At 67.5% G+C, this 15,315-nt stretch carries 16 protein-coding genes; 7 read left to right on the top strand and 9 right to left on the bottom strand.

Translation table 11 applies throughout. The features are described from left to right. Nucleotides 1-80: 80 nt before the first annotated feature. Genes OHA10_RS18800 through OHA10_RS18780 form a run of 5 tightly spaced genes read left to right on the top strand, consistent with a single transcriptional unit; the run spans nt 81 to nt 5,119 of the window. A complete protein-coding gene (locus OHA10_RS18800) occupies nt 81-1,091 on the top strand; it encodes a hypothetical protein (protein WP_371407523.1) in 1,011 nt (336 codons plus the stop codon). Continuing rightward, a complete protein-coding gene (locus tag OHA10_RS18795) occupies nt 1,088-1,720 on the top strand; it encodes a DUF4129 domain-containing protein (protein ID WP_371407522.1) in 633 nt (210 codons plus the stop codon). The genes OHA10_RS18800 and OHA10_RS18795 overlap by 4 nt, the downstream gene beginning before the upstream one ends. Next, entirely contained in the window at nt 1,717-2,859 is a 1,143-nt protein-coding gene (locus OHA10_RS18790; protein WP_371407521.1) for a DUF4350 domain-containing protein, read from the top strand. The genes OHA10_RS18795 and OHA10_RS18790 overlap by 4 nt, the downstream gene beginning before the upstream one ends. Then, nucleotides 2,856-3,827 carry an AAA family ATPase gene (locus OHA10_RS18785; protein WP_371407520.1) on the top strand — a complete coding sequence of 324 codons (972 nt, stop codon included), beginning with the start codon at nt 2,856-2,858 and terminating at the stop codon, nt 3,825-3,827. Before OHA10_RS18790 ends, OHA10_RS18785 begins: the two co-directional genes overlap by 4 nt. After that, complete coding sequence (locus OHA10_RS18780) at nt 3,827-5,119, top strand: DUF58 domain-containing protein (RefSeq protein WP_371407519.1); 1,293 nt, start codon at nt 3,827-3,829, stop codon at nt 5,117-5,119. The genes OHA10_RS18785 and OHA10_RS18780 overlap by 1 nt, the downstream gene beginning before the upstream one ends. Before the next feature lie 172 nt (nt 5,120-5,291). Here the strand turns inward: OHA10_RS18780 and OHA10_RS18775 are convergent, their stop codons facing one another. The 8 genes from OHA10_RS18775 to OHA10_RS18740 all read right to left on the bottom strand — a co-directional run bounded on the left by OHA10_RS18775 (nt 5,292) and on the right by OHA10_RS18740 (nt 12,482). Then, entirely contained in the window at nt 5,292-5,705 is a 414-nt protein-coding gene (locus OHA10_RS18775) for a hypothetical protein (RefSeq protein WP_371407518.1), read from the bottom strand. Next, nucleotides 5,702-6,499, bottom strand: a complete 798-nt coding sequence (locus OHA10_RS18770; protein WP_371407517.1) for a VOC family protein — start codon at nt 6,497-6,499, stop codon at nt 5,702-5,704. Before OHA10_RS18770 ends, OHA10_RS18775 begins: the two co-directional genes overlap by 4 nt. Continuing rightward, a complete protein-coding gene (locus tag OHA10_RS18765) occupies nt 6,496-6,831 on the bottom strand; it encodes an ArsR/SmtB family transcription factor (protein WP_371407516.1) in 336 nt (111 codons plus the stop codon). Before OHA10_RS18765 ends, OHA10_RS18770 begins: the two co-directional genes overlap by 4 nt. A gap of 72 nt (nt 6,832-6,903) precedes the next feature. After that, on the bottom strand, nt 6,904-7,845 hold the full coding sequence (locus tag OHA10_RS18760) for an ABC transporter ATP-binding protein (RefSeq protein WP_371407515.1): 942 nt from the start codon (nt 7,843-7,845) through the stop codon (nt 6,904-6,906). After that, a complete protein-coding gene (locus OHA10_RS18755) occupies nt 7,842-8,780 on the bottom strand; it encodes an ABC transporter ATP-binding protein (protein WP_371407514.1) in 939 nt (312 codons plus the stop codon). The genes OHA10_RS18760 and OHA10_RS18755 overlap by 4 nt, the downstream gene beginning before the upstream one ends. Next, complete coding sequence (locus OHA10_RS18750; protein ID WP_371407513.1) at nt 8,780-9,664, bottom strand: ABC transporter permease; 885 nt, start codon at nt 9,662-9,664, stop codon at nt 8,780-8,782. Before OHA10_RS18750 ends, OHA10_RS18755 begins: the two co-directional genes overlap by 1 nt. After that, nucleotides 9,661-10,683, bottom strand: a complete 1,023-nt coding sequence (locus tag OHA10_RS18745) for an ABC transporter permease (protein ID WP_371407512.1) — start codon at nt 10,681-10,683, stop codon at nt 9,661-9,663. Before OHA10_RS18745 ends, OHA10_RS18750 begins: the two co-directional genes overlap by 4 nt. Beyond that, the gene (locus OHA10_RS18740) at nt 10,680-12,482 is read right to left on the bottom strand and encodes an ABC transporter substrate-binding protein (protein ID WP_371407511.1); all 1,803 of its coding nucleotides are present in this window, start codon (nt 12,480-12,482) and stop codon (nt 10,680-10,682) included. Before OHA10_RS18740 ends, OHA10_RS18745 begins: the two co-directional genes overlap by 4 nt. A 235-nt stretch (nt 12,483-12,717) precedes the next feature. Between OHA10_RS18740 and OHA10_RS18735 the strand changes: the two genes are divergently transcribed. Then, on the top strand, nt 12,718-14,169 hold the full coding sequence (locus OHA10_RS18735; protein ID WP_371407510.1) for an amidase: 1,452 nt from the start codon (nt 12,718-12,720) through the stop codon (nt 14,167-14,169). Here the strand turns inward: OHA10_RS18735 and OHA10_RS18730 are convergent. Further along, nucleotides 14,151-14,408, bottom strand: a complete 258-nt coding sequence (locus OHA10_RS18730; protein WP_371407961.1) for a hypothetical protein — start codon at nt 14,406-14,408, stop codon at nt 14,151-14,153. The two genes, OHA10_RS18735 and OHA10_RS18730, sit on opposite strands and share 19 nt — an antisense overlap. 298 nt (nt 14,409-14,706) lie before the next feature. Between OHA10_RS18730 and OHA10_RS18725 the strand changes: the two genes are divergently transcribed. Further along, entirely contained in the window at nt 14,707-15,315 is a 609-nt protein-coding gene (locus OHA10_RS18725) for a TetR/AcrR family transcriptional regulator (RefSeq protein ID WP_371407509.1), read from the top strand.

The raw sequence follows: 15,315 nt of genomic DNA, 5'->3' as shown, positions 1-15,315 counted from the left end.
CGGGGTTCACCACAACTCACGTACCGGGCCGCGCGACGGTTCACACGGTTCAGATGGCTCTTCCGGGGAGGAGGGACGCAGTGGCCGACCAGAACATGCACCTGCACGACGACGTGGCCACCGAGCCGCTGCGGCCCTGGCTGCCGGCCGATCTGCTCGACAACGCCGCCCGGACGATCTCCGACAACAAGACGATCATGCTGGGCCTGCCGGTCCTGGCCGGGATCGCACTGGTCGCGGTCCAGGCAGTGCTGACCGAGGTCGCCGTACCGGGTGGGCTGCCTGGGTTCTTCGGCGCGGAGGACCCGTTCGGGCAGGCCGGTGCGGCGCTTCTGCTGACGTACGGCGTACAGGTGGTGCTGTTCTCGGTCGTGTCGAGCATGTTGTCCGGAATCATCGCTCTGGCCGCGGTGCGTAGTCAGCTGGCGCATCGGATCGGTCCGGGTGAGCTGCTGCGACTGGTGCGACCCGCGCTGCCGGCACTCGCCGCTGTCGGTCTGATGCAGTCGCTGTCGTTCATGCTGCTGATCGGTGGCTGGGGGCTCGCGGTACTGGGGATCGGCGCCGGTGCGGACGCTGCAATCTCCTCCGACGTGGCTGGTGCGGTGGCCGTGGTGATGATGCTGGTCGGCGGCGTCCTCGTGCTGATCTTCGGGATCAGGCTGGTGCTGGCCGGGACCGTCGTACTGATGGAGGGCCGGCACGCGCCGGACATCGGCCTCTACATCCCTGTCCGCGTCGGCGTCTGGGGAGCGCTGCGGCGGTCCTGGCAGCTGGTGAAGGGCAAGTTCTGGCGGGTGTTCGGGATCCTGCTGTTCGGCGGGCTGGTGGTGAACATCATCGGATACGCGCTGCAGTTCGGGATCACCGCGCTGGTGGTCACGCTCGGCTCGTGGGCCGACAGCAGCGGGGCGACGGTGGTGGCGGTCGTCATCAGTGTGGCCGTGGGGATCGCCACGCTGATGACGCTGATCGCGAGCCTGGCGTTCATGTCCGCCGTACAGGCCTTGATCTACCTGGACCTCCGGGTACGACGGGAAGGGCTCGACCTGTGGATGCGTCCGGCCCTGCGCTTCGAGGAGACTGCGTGATCCTCTTCCTGCAGGAGCCGCCTGTCGACATCGACCGGGAGCGGGCTGCCCGTGAGGCGGCCGAGGAGCTGTCCAAGTCGACGTACCGGGACTCCGGTGGTTCGCTGATCCAGAAGGCGATCGGCAAGGTGCTGGACTGGATCGGCGATCTCCTGAACAGCCTGACCGGCTCGTCCCCCAACGGCCACGCCGGTCTGGCCATGCTGATTGCTCTGCTCGTGCTGGTGGTGCTCGTGGTCCTCTGGCGAGCCGGAGTACTGCGGACCAGTCGCAGAGTGAAGTCCCAGGCCGTTTTCGACACCGCCCGGCCGGCTAGCGCGGCGGAGTACCGCGCGTTGGCGGAGCGGGAGGCTGCGTCCGGGGACTACGCGCTGGCGATCCGCAGCCGGTTCCGGGCATGCGTAGCGGAGCTGACCGAGCGGACCGTTCTGGATGAGCGAGCGGGACGCACGGCGTACGAAGTGGTTGCCGATGCCTCGCGTATCGCGCCCGTACTGCGTGAACCGTTGCAGCCGGCCGCACTGGTGTTCACGGAGGTTGTCTACGGCAACCGTCCGGGGACACCGGAGCGGTACGCCGCTGTCGTGGCCGCTGATGACGCTGCACGGACTGCCCGGGTGGCTGTATGAGTACGCCGCTGGGACGGAGTGCAGGCGAGAGCTGGCGAGTACTGCGGACGCCGTTGCTCGTCACTGGGCTGATCGTGCTGGCTGCGATCGTCATCCTGATCGCTACCTCGGCGCGGACGTCGGGGCCGTTCAGTCCGGACTCGACGGACTCGGACGGGGCACGGGCGTTGGCTGCGTTGCTCAAGAACCACGGCGTCTCTGTGCACAGCACGGAGACGCTGGACGACGCCGTACAACCAGGGGAGGGCAAGGCGCTCATCATCGGTCCGGCCGGATCACTCGGTCGCCATGACTTGGAGCGGATCGCTCAAGCTCGCTGGAGTCACCTCGTGCTCATCCGGCCCGGTAGCCGGGCGTTGGAGGTCCTCGCGCCTGGTGTGCTGCAGACAGGAGACGTCTTGCCGTCCCGGAGCCGTGAGGCCGGGTGCGACCTGCCGGCTGCCGTTCGAGCGGGAACGGTGACTGTCAGCGGGCCGACGTACAGCGCGCCGGCTGCGGCTGTCGCCTGCTATGGCGATGGGATCAACAACACGGTGATCCGGTTGGAGGTCGGCGACCGGATCGTCGATGTCGTCGGTACGCCGACGTCGTTCACCAACGCGCAGCTGGCTGACGACGGCAACGCCGCTTTGGCGCTCAACCTGATCGGCACGCACCGAGACCTCACGTGGTACCTGCCGCAGTTCGAGTCGACCGACACCGGCACGGACTCCGCTGGCAGTGCGCCGCTGATTCCACCGGATGTTCGCTACATCGGGTGGGCGCTGGCGTTCGCAGTACTCGTTGTGGCCATCTGGCGTGGCCGACGGCTCGGCCCTGTGGTGGCTGAGCGGTTGCCGGTAATCGTGCACGCGGCCGAGACCACTGAGGGTCGGGCGAGGCTCTACCGACGCTCCCGCGCCAGGGACCGCGCTGCGGCCGCACTGCGCGAGTCAGCGCTCGGCCAGCTGCGCAAGGCGCATGGCATACCGCAGCGGGCCGAGCCGTCGGCGGTGGTCGCGACTGTGGCTGCACGGACCGGAAGGGACCCGGTCATGCTGTACGAACTGCTCTACGGCATGCCGCCGCTCTCCGACGCCGCTCTGATGTCCTTGTCCTTCGAGCTCGACGTACTGACCCAGGAGGTACGACACCCGTGACGACTACCGAGGTCACCGCTGAGCAGGCCCGGCAGGCGCTGGTCGCACTGCGGGCCGAGATCGGCAAGGCGGTGGTCGGCCAGGACACTGCAGTGACCGCCCTGGTGCTCGCGCTGCTGTGCCGCGGCCACGTGCTGCTGGAAGGCGTTCCTGGTACGGCGAAGACGCTGATGGTCCGGGCGTTGTCGATGGCGATGAGGCTGAACACCAAGCGGGTGCAGTTCACACCGGATCTGATGCCTGGTGACGTCACTGGGTCGCTGGTGTACGACGCGAAGACGTCGGAGTTCGAGTTCCGTCCCGGGCCGGTGTTCACGAACATCCTGCTGGCGGACGAGATCAACCGGACGCCACCGAAGACACAGGCGGCGTTGCTGGAGGCAATGGAAGAGCGGCAGGTCACCGTGGACGGCGAGCCGCGCAAGCTGCCCGTTCCGTTCGTCGTGGCCGCGACGCAGAACCCGATCGAGTACGAGGGCACCTATCCGTTGCCGGAGGCCCAGCTGGACCGGTTCCTGCTGAAGGTGACGCTGGACATCCCGCCGCGGGACGCCGAGATCGCAGTACTCGCTCGGCATGCACAGGGGTTCGATCCGCGCGACCTGGAGGCGGCTGGGCTGCGACCGGTCGCTGGGCCGGAGGACCTGCTGGCCGGACAGAACGCAGTACGGCGGGTTGCGGTGCGGGACGACGTACTGGCGTATGTCGTGGACCTGTGCCGGGCCACGCGCCAGTCTCCGTCGCTGCAGCTCGGGGTGTCGCCGCGTGGGGCTACGGCTCTGCTGGCGGTGTCGCGGGCGTGGGCGTGGTTGTCCGGGCGGGACTACGTGATCCCGGATGATGTGAAGGCGATGGCGCGTCCTTGCCTTCGGCATCGAGTCCAGGTGCGTCCGGAGGCGGAGCTCGAGGGTGTCAGTGCGGACGCCGTACTGGAGAGTGTGCTCGCGACGGTGCCGGTACCGCGCTGATGGTGCTCACCGGGCGGGCTGGGGTGCTGGCTGCGGCCGGCGTGGTGTTCGTTGCCCTGGTGATGCCGTCGTGGGCCGGGGTCGGTCTGGTCGTTGCTGTCGTGCTGGTGGTGTGCGTGGTCGACCTGCTGCTGGCCGGGTCGCCGCGGCGGCTGCAGTTCAGCCGGGACGGGGACAACGCCGTACGGCTTGGTGAGCGGGCTGTTGTGCAGTTGCTGGTGACCAACCCGGGGCGGCGGGTGCGCGGGTTGCTGCGGGACGCCTGGCCGCCTTCTGCCGGCGTCGTCGACCCGCCCCACAAGCTGGACCTACCGTCCGGCGAGCGCCGGCGGTTGGTGACCCAACTGGTGCCGACGCGCCGTGGGGACCGGCGGGCTTCTCGGGTGACAGTCCGCTCCATCGGCCCGCTGGGCTTCGCAGGCCGCCAGAGCTCGCACGAGGTGCCGTGGACGGTGCGGGCGTTGCCGCCGTTCAAAAGCCGGAAGCACCTGCCCTCGCGGTTGGCGCGGTTGCGCGAGCTCGACGGCCGGACGGCGCTGCTGGTGCGTGGGCAGGGGACGGAGTTCGACTCGCTGCGGGACTACGTACCTGGGGACGACGTACGGAGCATCGACTGGCGGGCGACGGCTCGGCGCGGCAACGTCGTACTGCGGACCTGGCGTCCGGAACGGGACCGGCAGGTCGTCATCGTGATCGACTCCGGGCGGCTGTCCGCGGGCCGGGTCGGGGATGCGCCGCGGCTGGATCATGCGATGGACGCGGCGTTGTTGCTGGCTGCGTTGGCTACGCGGGCCGGGGACCGGGTTTCGTTACTGGCATGCGATTCGGCCGTGCGTGCCGACGTACGACGGCCCGCGCCGCAGGATGTGCTCCCGTCGTTCGTGAACGCGCTCGCGAACGTCGAGGCCGAGCTGGTGCAGACCGACTTCCGCATCGTCGTCTCACAGGTGCTGGAGCGGTTGGGTCAGCGCTCTCTGGTCGTGCTGCTGACCGGGCTGGATCCGGCAGTCATCGAGGAGTCCCTCCTCCCGGTCATCGGCCCGCTACTCCGCCGCCACGTCGTACTCCTCGCCTCGGTCGCCGACCCACGCCTCACCGAACTCGAGTCGAGCCGATCCGATCTCGTCGAGGTCTACGCCGCCGCCTCCGCCGCCCGAACCCGCCTCGACCGAGACCGCCTGACCGCCACCCTCACCCGAGCCGGCGTAACCGTCATCGACGAGGACCCCGACCACATAGCCCCCGCCCTGGCCGACACCTACCTATCCCTGAAGAAAGCCGGCCGCCTCTAACCCGCCCGGGCTTATCGCCGGAGCGAGGACGTCCCCCACATCCCGGCTCGTACTGCAGCCGGAGTCCGTGAGGTGTGCGGACGTGGGGCACTGATCAACCGAGAGCGGCCGCCCGTGGTCGGGTGTAGTCAGGCGTAGGGTGCCGTCGCTGGACGGTGGCGTGGCGGGTTGGTCAGTGTCGGGCGAGCCATTCGGGGATCCAGTGGATGATGTTGCGCCAGAAATAGAACGCCTGCTCGCCGCCTGGGAGTAGGGACTGTACGACGGTGACGCGGCAGCCCTCGTCGGTTGGCTCGAAGGCGACTCGGGTCTCGGTGTCGTCGACCGAACTGCGGTAGGCGAAGAGCGTGCCGGGGTGCCAGTCGGTGATCTTGCCGATCTCGAGTACGTCGTCCGGTAGCGCGTACACCTCGAGGACGCGACCGCCGACCCCGGGCTCGATCTGCATCGCGGTCGCGCGGGCGGCGTCGAAGAAGTTGATCGGGCCGCGCACCCACCACAGGTCGATCTCCTCGGTGAAGACCTTGAACGCGGTCGCCGGATCGACCGCGACCTCGATGGACGCGGTGGCTGACAGTTCGGTCATGGCTGCGTCGGCCGGGCTTGGAGGAAGGTCCAGCGATGACCCTCGAGGTCCTCGGCTTCGTACGAGCGGAAGCCGTACTGGTGGATCTCCTGGACGATCTTGGCGCCGTTCTCCTGGCTGTGGGCGAAGTGTGCGTCGAGGTCGTCGACGTACACCCAGGCAGCGTGGTCCGCGACCGGGGCGCCCGGCTCGGTCCGCTTGAGGAGGATGATCGAGGAGGCGCCGGCGTGGAGCTCGATCCAGCTCGGCTGCCGCCCCTCCTCCGGGATGCGGTCCCACGTCTCCAGATCGAACACCGAGTGCAGCCAGCGCGCCGCGGCGGCCGGATCCTCGTAGTACAAGGCGATTGCGAGCCGTCCGACCTCGCGCGGCGTCGGCGGCGCGGTGTCGCGACGCGTGACCCAGGCCGGGAACCAGTACAGGACGTTCTGCCACGAGTAGTCGGCCCTGGTGCCGCCCTCGACGAGCGCCTCGACCACGGTGACGCGAGTACCGCCGTCGATCGGGTCGAACGTGATCGTCGTTTCGGTGTCGTCGACCGAGCTGCGGTACTCGAGGCGTTCACCCGGCTCCCAGGCTGTGATCACGCCGCGTTCGAGCGCGTCATCGGCGTACACCTCGAGGATCCGGCCGCCGACGCCCGGCTCGATGCGTACTTCGATCGCGCGGGCCGAGTCCCAGAAGTTGATCGGACCGCGTACCCACCACAGGTCGATCTCCTCGGTGAAGATCTTGAACGCGGTCGGCGGCGCGACGGGAACCTCGACCGCGACCTCGACGGACTGCTCGGTCATCGGGACTCCTTCTGCTCGACATGACGTTTGAACGAGCCCAACTGGTCACGCCAGTGAGCCTGGACCTGATCCAGCCAGGCCTGTACGGCGACCACGGGCTCCGGATTGAGCCGGAAGACGCGAACGCGGGCATCGTCGGCCACCCGCTCATCGGCCACCAGACCGGCCTCCAGCAAGATCCGCAGATGCCGACTCATCGCCGGCGACGACGCCCCCGTCGCCACCGCCAACTGCCCCGCCCGCCGCGGCCCCTCCCCCAGCAACCGCACCACCTGCCGCCGCGTGGGATCCGCCAACACCTCGAAAAACCGATCCACCGCATCTTCCACCATGCCGCAATAGTTCTACCATCTGTTAACTATTGTCAACCACCAGAACCATGCGGAAGATCGGCTGGGGTTGAACTAAGTGGTGGCTAGGTGGCAGGCGAGTTGGGGCTGGGTGGTGGACGGGAGGATTTGTAGGGGGGTTGTGGTGCAGGCGGCGACGCCGGTGCCGGTGGCTACTTGTTGGCAGCGGGGGTGGAAGCGGCAGCCGGTGGGGATGTGGGTGGGATCGGGGGGTTCGCCGGTGAGGATGATGCGTTGGGGGGAATCGGGGAGGACGGAGAGGAGGGCTTGGGTGTAGGGGTGTTGGGGGTTGGTGAGGATCGCTTCGGTGGGGCCGGATTCGACGATGCGGCCGAGGTACATGACGGCTACTCGGTCGGCGATGTTCCAGGCGAGGCCCAGGTCGTGGGTGACGACCAGGGCGGACAGGCCGAGGTCGTCGCGAAGGCGGAGGATCAGGGAGAGGATCTCGCCGCGGACCGAGGCGTCCAGGGAGGCGACGGGTTCGTCGGCGATCAGGACCTTGGGGTCGAGGGCGAGCGCACCGGCGATGACGACGCGTTGGCGTTGACCGCCGGAGAGTTCGTGGGGATAGCGATGGAAGAAGCGCTCCGCAGGGCGTAGACCGGCGCGGGAAAGGGCCGAGGAGACCAGCGATTCCTCGTCGGGAAGGTTGTGGATTCGGGGGCCTTCGGCAACTGCTTCGTAGACGGTGTGGCGGGGGTTGAGGGAACCCATCGGGTCCTGGAGGACAAGTTGGACCTGGCGGCGGAAGGCTTTCAGAGCGCGACCGGAGTAGCTCAGCGGCGAGCCGTCGTACACGATCTCACCCGAGGTAGGGCGCTCCAGGCCGAGCAGGGTGCGGGCGAGGGTGGTCTTGCCGCAGCCGGATTCACCGACGAGCGCGACGATCTCGCCGGCACCGATCGACAGGTTGACGCCGTCGACGGCGCGAGCCCGCCGACCGCCGCGGCCGGCGAACTCGACATACAGATCAGTTGCCTCTAGCAAAGTCACTCCCCTACCAGGACGCAGGCGGCGGCCCGATCGCCGACCGGACGCAGTTGTACGTCGGACGTCGCGCACGACTCGATCGCGACCGGGCAACGCGGATGGAACGAACACCCACCGGGCAGTTCCTGCGGATCCGGCGGGTCACCGGCCAGACCGCGAGGTGCCAACCGGGAAGCAGGATCGCCGACGGTCGGGAACGCGGCGGCGAGCGCCTGACTGTAGGGATGACGGAAATCCGATGACGAAGGACCGATCTCCACCAAGCGCCCGGCGTACATGACCGCGAGCCGGTCGCACACGTCGGCCAGCACCGACAGATCGTGCGAGATCATCAGCAGCGAGATCCCGTGCGAGGCGATCAGCTCCTGGATCAGCGTCAGTACTTGCGCCTGGACCATCAGGTCGAGCGCGGTCGTCGGCTCGTCCGCGACGATCAGTTGCGGTGAGCAAGCAAGCGCCATCGCGATCATCACTCGTTGCCGCTGGCCACCACTCAGCTCGTGCGGATAGCTCCGGGCTCGCCAAGCCGGCAGCCCGACCTGCTCCAGCAACTCCCGCACCCGCGCGTCGGCAGCGGATCCCGACGCCAGCCGATGTACGACGAGCGGCTCGGCGATCTGATCTCCGACGCGCTGCACCGGGTTCAACCCGTGCTGCGCGCCCTGGAACACGATCGACGCGGACGACCAGCGTACGGCGCGCAACCGGCCCCACTTCATCGCCAGCACGTCCTCGCCGTGGAGCAGGATCCGTCCACCCACGACCGCCGAGCGAGGCAGCAAACGCAACAACGCGAGCGCGACGGAGGACTTACCCGAGCCCGACTCACCGGCCAGACCGACCGCTTCCCCGGCAGCCAACGACAAGGACACGCCACGGACGGCCGGGATCTCGCCGGCAGCTTTGTAGGTCACGGACAGGTTGTCCAACTCGAGCATCAGGCTCCCCCAGTCCTCAGGCGAGGGTTCAACACCGTCTCCAGAGCCCTTCCACACAAGGTGAAAGCCATCACCACGATGACGATGCAGAGCCCCGGCAACAAGATGTACCACCACGCGCCGGCCGTCGCCGCGCCCCAGTCATAAGAGCCGCGGAGCATCGTCCCCCACGACGTCTTGTTGGCGCTCACGCCGAGGAACGCCAGCGTCGACTCGGTCACGATCGCGCTCGCCACCTCCAACGTCGTACTTGCCAACAGCAACGGCGCGACGTTCGGCAGCACGTGCCGGGTGGTGATGTGCCAGTGTCCGCCGCCGAGCGCCAGCGATCTCTCGATGTACGGGCGCGCCTCGACGGCCAGCGTCTGCGCGCGGATCAACCGCGCCGTCGAAGGCCACGAAGTCACCCCGATCGCCACGATGATCGTCGCGGTTGAACCACCGAGGATCGCCGCGAGCACCAACGCGGTCACCAACGACGGCAGCACCAGGAACCAATCGGTCACCCGCAGGATCACCGCGCCGGCCCACCCCCGGAAATGCCCGGCCGCGATCCCCAGCACCGTCCCGATCACCATGCTCAACAGCGCCGCGAGGAACCCGATCAGCAGCGACGTCCGCGAACCCCACCAGATCATCAGCAGCACCGAGCGCCCCGACTCGTCCGTCCCGAGCGGGTCGTCGAGGCTCGGCGGCGCCAGCTTCGCGCCGGTCCCCGACACGACGTTCGTCACGCCGGCGTCGATGAACAGCGGCGCGATCAACGCCAGCGCGACGGCAACCGCGAGGATCACCAGCCCAGCGACCCCGGCCCGGTGCGTCCGGAAATCGGCCCAGAACCGCCCGGCAGCGCGCCGTCGACGTACCCAGGTCACGTTGCTCATGCCGACCTCACCCGCGGATCCAGCAAGTGGTAGATGACGTCGGCCAACGTGTTCATCAAGATCACCGAGACCGTGATCAGCAGGAACGTCCCCTGCATCAACGTGAAGTCCGGCACCCGGATCGCCTCGTAGAACAGCTGCCCGAGCCCCGGCCAACTGAAGATCGCCTCCACCGTCACAGCACCCCCGACCACGAACCCGATCCGCATGAACACCAGCGTCACCGTCGGCAGCAGCGCGTTCGGTACGGCGTGCTTCCGCCGTACGTCGTCATCGCGCAGACCCTTCGCCCGCGCCGTCGTGATGTAGTCCTGCCCGACCTCGTCGAGCACCGACGACCGCATCACCAGCAGGTACTGCGCGTAGACCACCGCGACAAGCGTCAGACACGGCAGCACCATGTGTACGCCGACATCCAGCACGCCCGCGAACCCGTCCGGCTTGTCCACGCTCGAACTGCCACGCGTCGGGAAGATCCCCGGAATCGGACCGACCCCGGCCGCGAAGACCATCAACAGCAACAGCCCGAGCCAGAACGTCGGCACCGACCACAGCACCAGCGAGATCGCGGTCGACACCTTGTCGAACCGGCTACCCGGCCTCCACCCGGCGCGAGCGCCCTGCCACAGGCCGAGGCTGACCGCGATCACCAGCGCCGTACCCGTGAGCAGCAGCGTCGACCCGATCCGCTCGCCGATCAGGTCGACCACCGGCCGCTTGTACTCGTACGAGACACCGAGATCGAACTGCAGGGTCTGTTTGACGAAGTGCAAGAACTGTTCAGGGATCGACTTGTCGAGTCCGAGCCGGGCCCGTTCGAGGTCCAGTTGTTCCGGCGTCATGTTCCGGCCCTGGGCCAACGCCCGGACCGGATCGCCAGGCAGTAGGCGGAACAGGAAGAACGTCGCGACGATCACCATCGCGATGCTGAGGAGGGCCCCGCCCGCCTTGGTCGCCGCGTAGCGCAGCAGACCGTGGCGAGCAGGGCTCTGCTCAGGAGCTTCGACCGTGACCGTCATTCGCGCTCATCGGCGGCGCCCTGACGACGTCGCAGTACGAAGAACCCGCCGATCAGTACGACGACCACGGCCGCCGCGATGCCCGCGATGACGCCACCGCTCAGCCCACCGCTCTCGGCCGCGGCGCCGTCCTTCGAGACAGCCTCGAGCGTGTAGAACGGCCAGTACCCGGAGCCGCCGTACAGCAGGCCCTTGTCCTCCGGGATCGGCGTGATGCTGGCGATCCGGTCCTTGCGGTAGCCCTCGAGGTCGTTCGGGTAGTACAGCGCGATCACCGGCGCGTCGGTGTAGAGCCGCTCCTCCATCTTCTTGATGATGTCGGCGCGCTTGGTCCGGTCGAGCTCCTTCTGCTGCTGCAGGTACAGGCTTTCGTACTGCGGGTCGCAGTAGAACGACTCGGTTCCGCCGCCCTGCCCGGACGCGGTCGGACGCCGGCTGCACAGGTGCGTGCCGAGCACCTCCTCCGGGTCCGGGTTCACCGACCAGCCGCTGATCGCGATGTCGAACAGTGCCGTCGTACCGGTCTCCTCGGTGAACTTGCTGGAGTCGAGCCGCTTGGTCGTCAGCGTGATGCCGATCTCCTTGAACCAGCCGGTCAGGTACTCCGCGAGCTTGTCCTCGATCGGCGTGTCCGTGTGGATGCTGAACCGGAACTGCAGCTTGCGCGACCCGTCCGGCATCGTCCGTACGCCGTCAGGTCCCTTCTTGTACCCCGCGTCGTCGAGGATCTTGTTGGCCTTCGCGAGGTCGAACGTCACCTTCTCGGCGCCGCTCGCCGCCCAGAAGAAATCCTTGTACAGCGGCGGAATGATCGATCCGTCGGCCGGTTTCGCCAGTCCGCCCTGGACCTCGTCGACCAGCTTCTGCTTGTCGATCGCGTAGTGCAGGGCGGTCCGCACCCGCGGATCCTCCAGGGCCGGATGGCCGTCGCCGATCGGCTTGTTGTCGCTGGTCGTCGCGCCGTGGTTGATCTGCAGGTACGCCGCGCGCCGGCCCTGCGTGTTCCACTGGACGATGTTGTCGTCGCCCTTCAGCGACTCGAAGTCCGGCGGGTTCAGCCGCCCGATCAGGTCGATGTCACCCTTCTTCAAACCGACGATCGACGCCGCGGGGTTGTCGTAGAAGATCACCTGCAGCTCGTCGATCTTCGGCCGGCCGCGCCAGTACGACGGGTTCGCCTCGAGCCGGACGAACTGGTCCTTCTTGTGCTCGACCGCGACGTACGGTCCGCTGCCGACGGTCGGGTACACCTCGGCGTCGTACTCCGAGATGTTCTTGACCTTCTCCCAGACGTGCTTGGGCATGATCGGCACCGGGTTGTCGAGCATCGAGGCCTGCGGGGTCTTGAGCTTGATCGTCAGCTCCTGGCCGTTCGCGGTGACGCTCTGGAAGTTCGCGACGGCCGGACCGTTGCCGGTCTTGGCGCCGTCGTCGGTGATCATCTTGTTGAACGTCCAGGCCGCGTCGTCGGCCGTGATCGGCTGCCCGTCCGACCACTTCGCCTGCCGGATCTTGAACGTCCACGTCAGCCCGTCCGGCGACGTCGTCCAGGACTCGGCAAGGTCCGGACTGGGTTGCAGTGTCCTGGAATCCGGCACCGTGAGGAAGCCGTAGATCATCCGCTGGATCGACCCGGTCACGAGCCGCACCGCCAGGAACGGATTCATCGAGTCGACCGACTGGGTCACCCCGACCTTGATCACCTTCTTGGCCGGGTCCTTCACCGGATCAGCCGCGTACGCCACGCCCGGAACCACCGCCAGACACAACGCCCCCAGCACCGCCAACAACTTCCTCATGGGCCGCCAACCTTCCCCAGCTGGTGTTGGTGTTTGGGGAAGAACCCACACCAGCAGACACCCCTCTGTCAACAAACTACGACTCTTTGTCACACCGAAGTAACCTTCTTACCGGTTGCGATGTGGTCTACCTCGGCGTGTTTCGCGCAGGTGGAGTTCGTCGAGGTCGTCGGGCTGTCGCGTTGCGCGGAAAGGTATTTCGTGGCTCGGTTCGGGGGTGGTTAGCGTCCGCGTCATGGAGCGGACGTGGAGTTTTCAGACGGCGGAACAGTTGGCGACGGCGTTGCGCGCCGGTGACGTGAGCTCGGTCGAACTGACCGATGAGGCGATTGCGCGGATCGAGCGCGAAGACAAGGTGATCAACGCGATCTGTGTCCCGGACTTCGACCGTGCGCGGGCCGCGGCGCGCTCTGCAGACGAGGCGCGTGCTCGCGGCGAGGACCGGCCGCTGCTCGGTATTCCGGTGACGATCAAAGAGTCGTACGACGTGGCCGGGCTGCCCACGACCTGGGGCATGCCGGAACACCGGGACTACCTGCCGGCCGAGGACGCAGTACAAGTCTCGCGACTCAAGGCCGCGGGCGCGGTGGTGCTCGGCAAGACCAACGTGCCTTTGGGATTGCAAGACATCCAGACCTTCAACCAGATCTACGGCACCACCAACAACCCGTGGGATCACGACCGCACATCGGGCGGGTCGTCCGGCGGATCAGCGGCAGCCCTGGCGTCCGGATTCGGCGCGCTGTCGATCGGCTCCGACCTCGCCGGTTCGCTGCGTACCCCCGCGCACTTCTGCGGCATCTATGCGCACAAGCCGACCCTCGGACTCGTGCCGACTCGCGGCATGATCGCGCCGCCGGCGCCGCCGTTGCCGGTCGACCTCGACCTCGCCGTCGCCGGTCCGATGGCACGCACCGCCCGCGACCTGACGCTGCTGCTCGACGTCATGGCCGGGCCGGACCCGCTCACGCACGGCATTGCGTACGACGTGACACTGCCGCCCGCGCGCCACGAGCGGCTCCGCGACTTCCGGGTCCTGGTCATCGACCAGCACCCGCTCATCCCGACCGGGTCCGCCGTACTGGCAGGCGTGAACCGGGTGGCCGACGCGCTTGCCGACAGCGGCGCCCGGGTCGAACGGCATAGTTCTCTGCTGCCTGATCTGACCGAGGCCGGGACGCTCTACATGCAGTTCTTGTTCTCGGGCTCGGTCGCGCGTTTTCCCGTCGACGAGTACGAGCAGCTGCGGACCCGCGCGGCCGGGCTGAGCGCGGACGACCAGAGTCTCGCCGCGGCGCAGCTGCGCGCGATGGTGTTCAGCCACCGCGAGTGGATCGAGATCAGCAACCGTCGCGAGCTCCATCGACACGGCTGGCGGCAGCTCTTCAGCGAGTTCGATGTCGTGGTGTGTCCGATCACGCCGACGCCTGCATTCCCACACGACCACGACCCCAATGTCTTGGAACGTCGGATCGCCATCGACGGCGTCGAACACCCGTACTTCGACCAGCTCGTCTGGGCTGGTCTCGCGACGATGCCCGGCCTGCCCGCGACCGCCGTACCCGCTGGCCGGTCGCCCGAAGGTCTGCCGGTAGGAGTGCAACTCATCGGCCCGATGTTCGAGGACCGCACCCCACTCCGCCTGGCCGAACTACTCGAGCCGGCCGGTCAGACGGGATCGGTGTAGGAGACCGGCTTGCCGGTGGCGCGGGCGTAGGCGATCTCCCTGCTCGTGGACTCGCCGATATAGCCGCCAGGGTTGACGACCAGAACGCGGTCAGCCAGGTCGATCTTGCGCAGATGAAGGGCACCCAACGCACTCTTCTGCTCGTCGCTGACGACCTCGTCCACTTCAGCACTCGGGAAGACGCCTGGCGCGACCACGATGGCGCCTGCAAACGTCAGGTCGCGGTTAGCCGCATGCATCTCGTCCACGAACCGCGCAGACCCACAGATACACACAATCTCAGGCCGCTCAGCCACAACCCAACCCTTCACATCAAACGGAAACCGCCAGTACGCCGGCCGACGACAGCAACACGACCCAGCAGTTTACGCAGCGAGCCGAACACGCCCGCTCCCGCCGGCTCGCGAGCAGCTCAGCTGCGCGGCCTGCGGGGGCGATCACACTCCCCCGCATCACCTCACCCACACATCACCACATTCGACTTGACTACACGATCGTGTAGTAGTTTGCTTTTGTGTGTAGGGAGAGGAGTGGGACGTGGATCGAGCGGCAGAGGACCTGACGGCGCGGGCTCGGATTCGGGATGCGGCTATCCGGTTGTTCGGGGAGCGTGGGATCGAGGGGGCCTCGATCCGGGATATTGCAGCCGAGGCGGGGGTTTCGTCGGGGCTTGTCCGGCATCACTTCGGGTCGAAGGAAGCGCTGCGGGACGCCTGCGATCGGTACGCGAAGGATCGGATGATCCAGATCGGGGCCGAGCTCACCCAGGACGGGGATCTGACCGGGCTCGATCCGCTGGTGCTGCATCCGATCGCGTTTCCGCTGCAGTTGTACATCGTTCGCTCGATGATGGACGGCTCCGAGACGGCGACCGCGCTGTTCCTGGAAGGGGTCGACGCGGTCGAGGCGTGGGCGAGCAGTTACGGCATCACCCCGAAGGACCCCCGCGGGTACGCCGCGGCCCTGGCCGCGATCAAGCTGAGCGTCTTCATCCTGCGGGACCAGGTCTCGAAGGCGCTCGGCGAGGACATCACCACCCCGGCGGGCTACAACCGGATCGGCCAGGCCTTGATGGAGGTCTTCACGATCCCGCTCATCACCCCCGAACAAGTCGAAAAACTCCAGCAACGCTCTGAGGAGAAGTGA

The sequence above is a fragment of the Kribbella sp. NBC_00662 genome (assembly GCF_041430295.1).
GTDB lineage: Bacteria > Actinomycetota > Actinomycetes > Propionibacteriales > Kribbellaceae > Kribbella.
This window is presented reverse-complemented; position numbering and strand designations above follow the sequence as displayed.

Bases quoted from the DNA above. Each gene is read 5' to 3' on its own strand.
- OHA10_RS18790 (WP_371407521.1), top strand. From the start codon at position 1,717: ATGAGTACGCCGCTGGGACGGAGTGCAGGCGAGAGCTGGCGAGTACTG.
- OHA10_RS18780 (WP_371407519.1), top strand. From the start codon at position 3,827: ATGGTGCTCACCGGGCGGGCTGGGGTGCTGGCTGCGGCCGGCGTGGTG.
- OHA10_RS18775 (WP_371407518.1), bottom strand. From the start codon at position 5,705: ATGACCGAACTGTCAGCCACCGCGTCCATCGAGGTCGCGGTCGATCCG.
- OHA10_RS18770 (WP_371407517.1), bottom strand. From the start codon at position 6,499: ATGACCGAGCAGTCCGTCGAGGTCGCGGTCGAGGTTCCCGTCGCGCCG.
- OHA10_RS18765 (WP_371407516.1), bottom strand. From the start codon at position 6,831: ATGGTGGAAGATGCGGTGGATCGGTTTTTCGAGGTGTTGGCGGATCCC.
- OHA10_RS18755 (WP_371407514.1), bottom strand. From the start codon at position 8,780: ATGCTCGAGTTGGACAACCTGTCCGTGACCTACAAAGCTGCCGGCGAG.
- OHA10_RS18750 (WP_371407513.1), bottom strand. From the start codon at position 9,664: ATGAGCAACGTGACCTGGGTACGTCGACGGCGCGCTGCCGGGCGGTTC.
- OHA10_RS18745 (WP_371407512.1), bottom strand. From the start codon at position 10,683: ATGACGGTCACGGTCGAAGCTCCTGAGCAGAGCCCTGCTCGCCACGGT.
- OHA10_RS18740 (WP_371407511.1), bottom strand. From the start codon at position 12,482: ATGAGGAAGTTGTTGGCGGTGCTGGGGGCGTTGTGTCTGGCGGTGGTT.
- OHA10_RS18735 (WP_371407510.1), top strand. From the start codon at position 12,718: ATGGAGCGGACGTGGAGTTTTCAGACGGCGGAACAGTTGGCGACGGCG.
- OHA10_RS18730 (WP_371407961.1), bottom strand. From the start codon at position 14,408: ATGCATGCGGCTAACCGCGACCTGACGTTTGCAGGCGCCATCGTGGTC.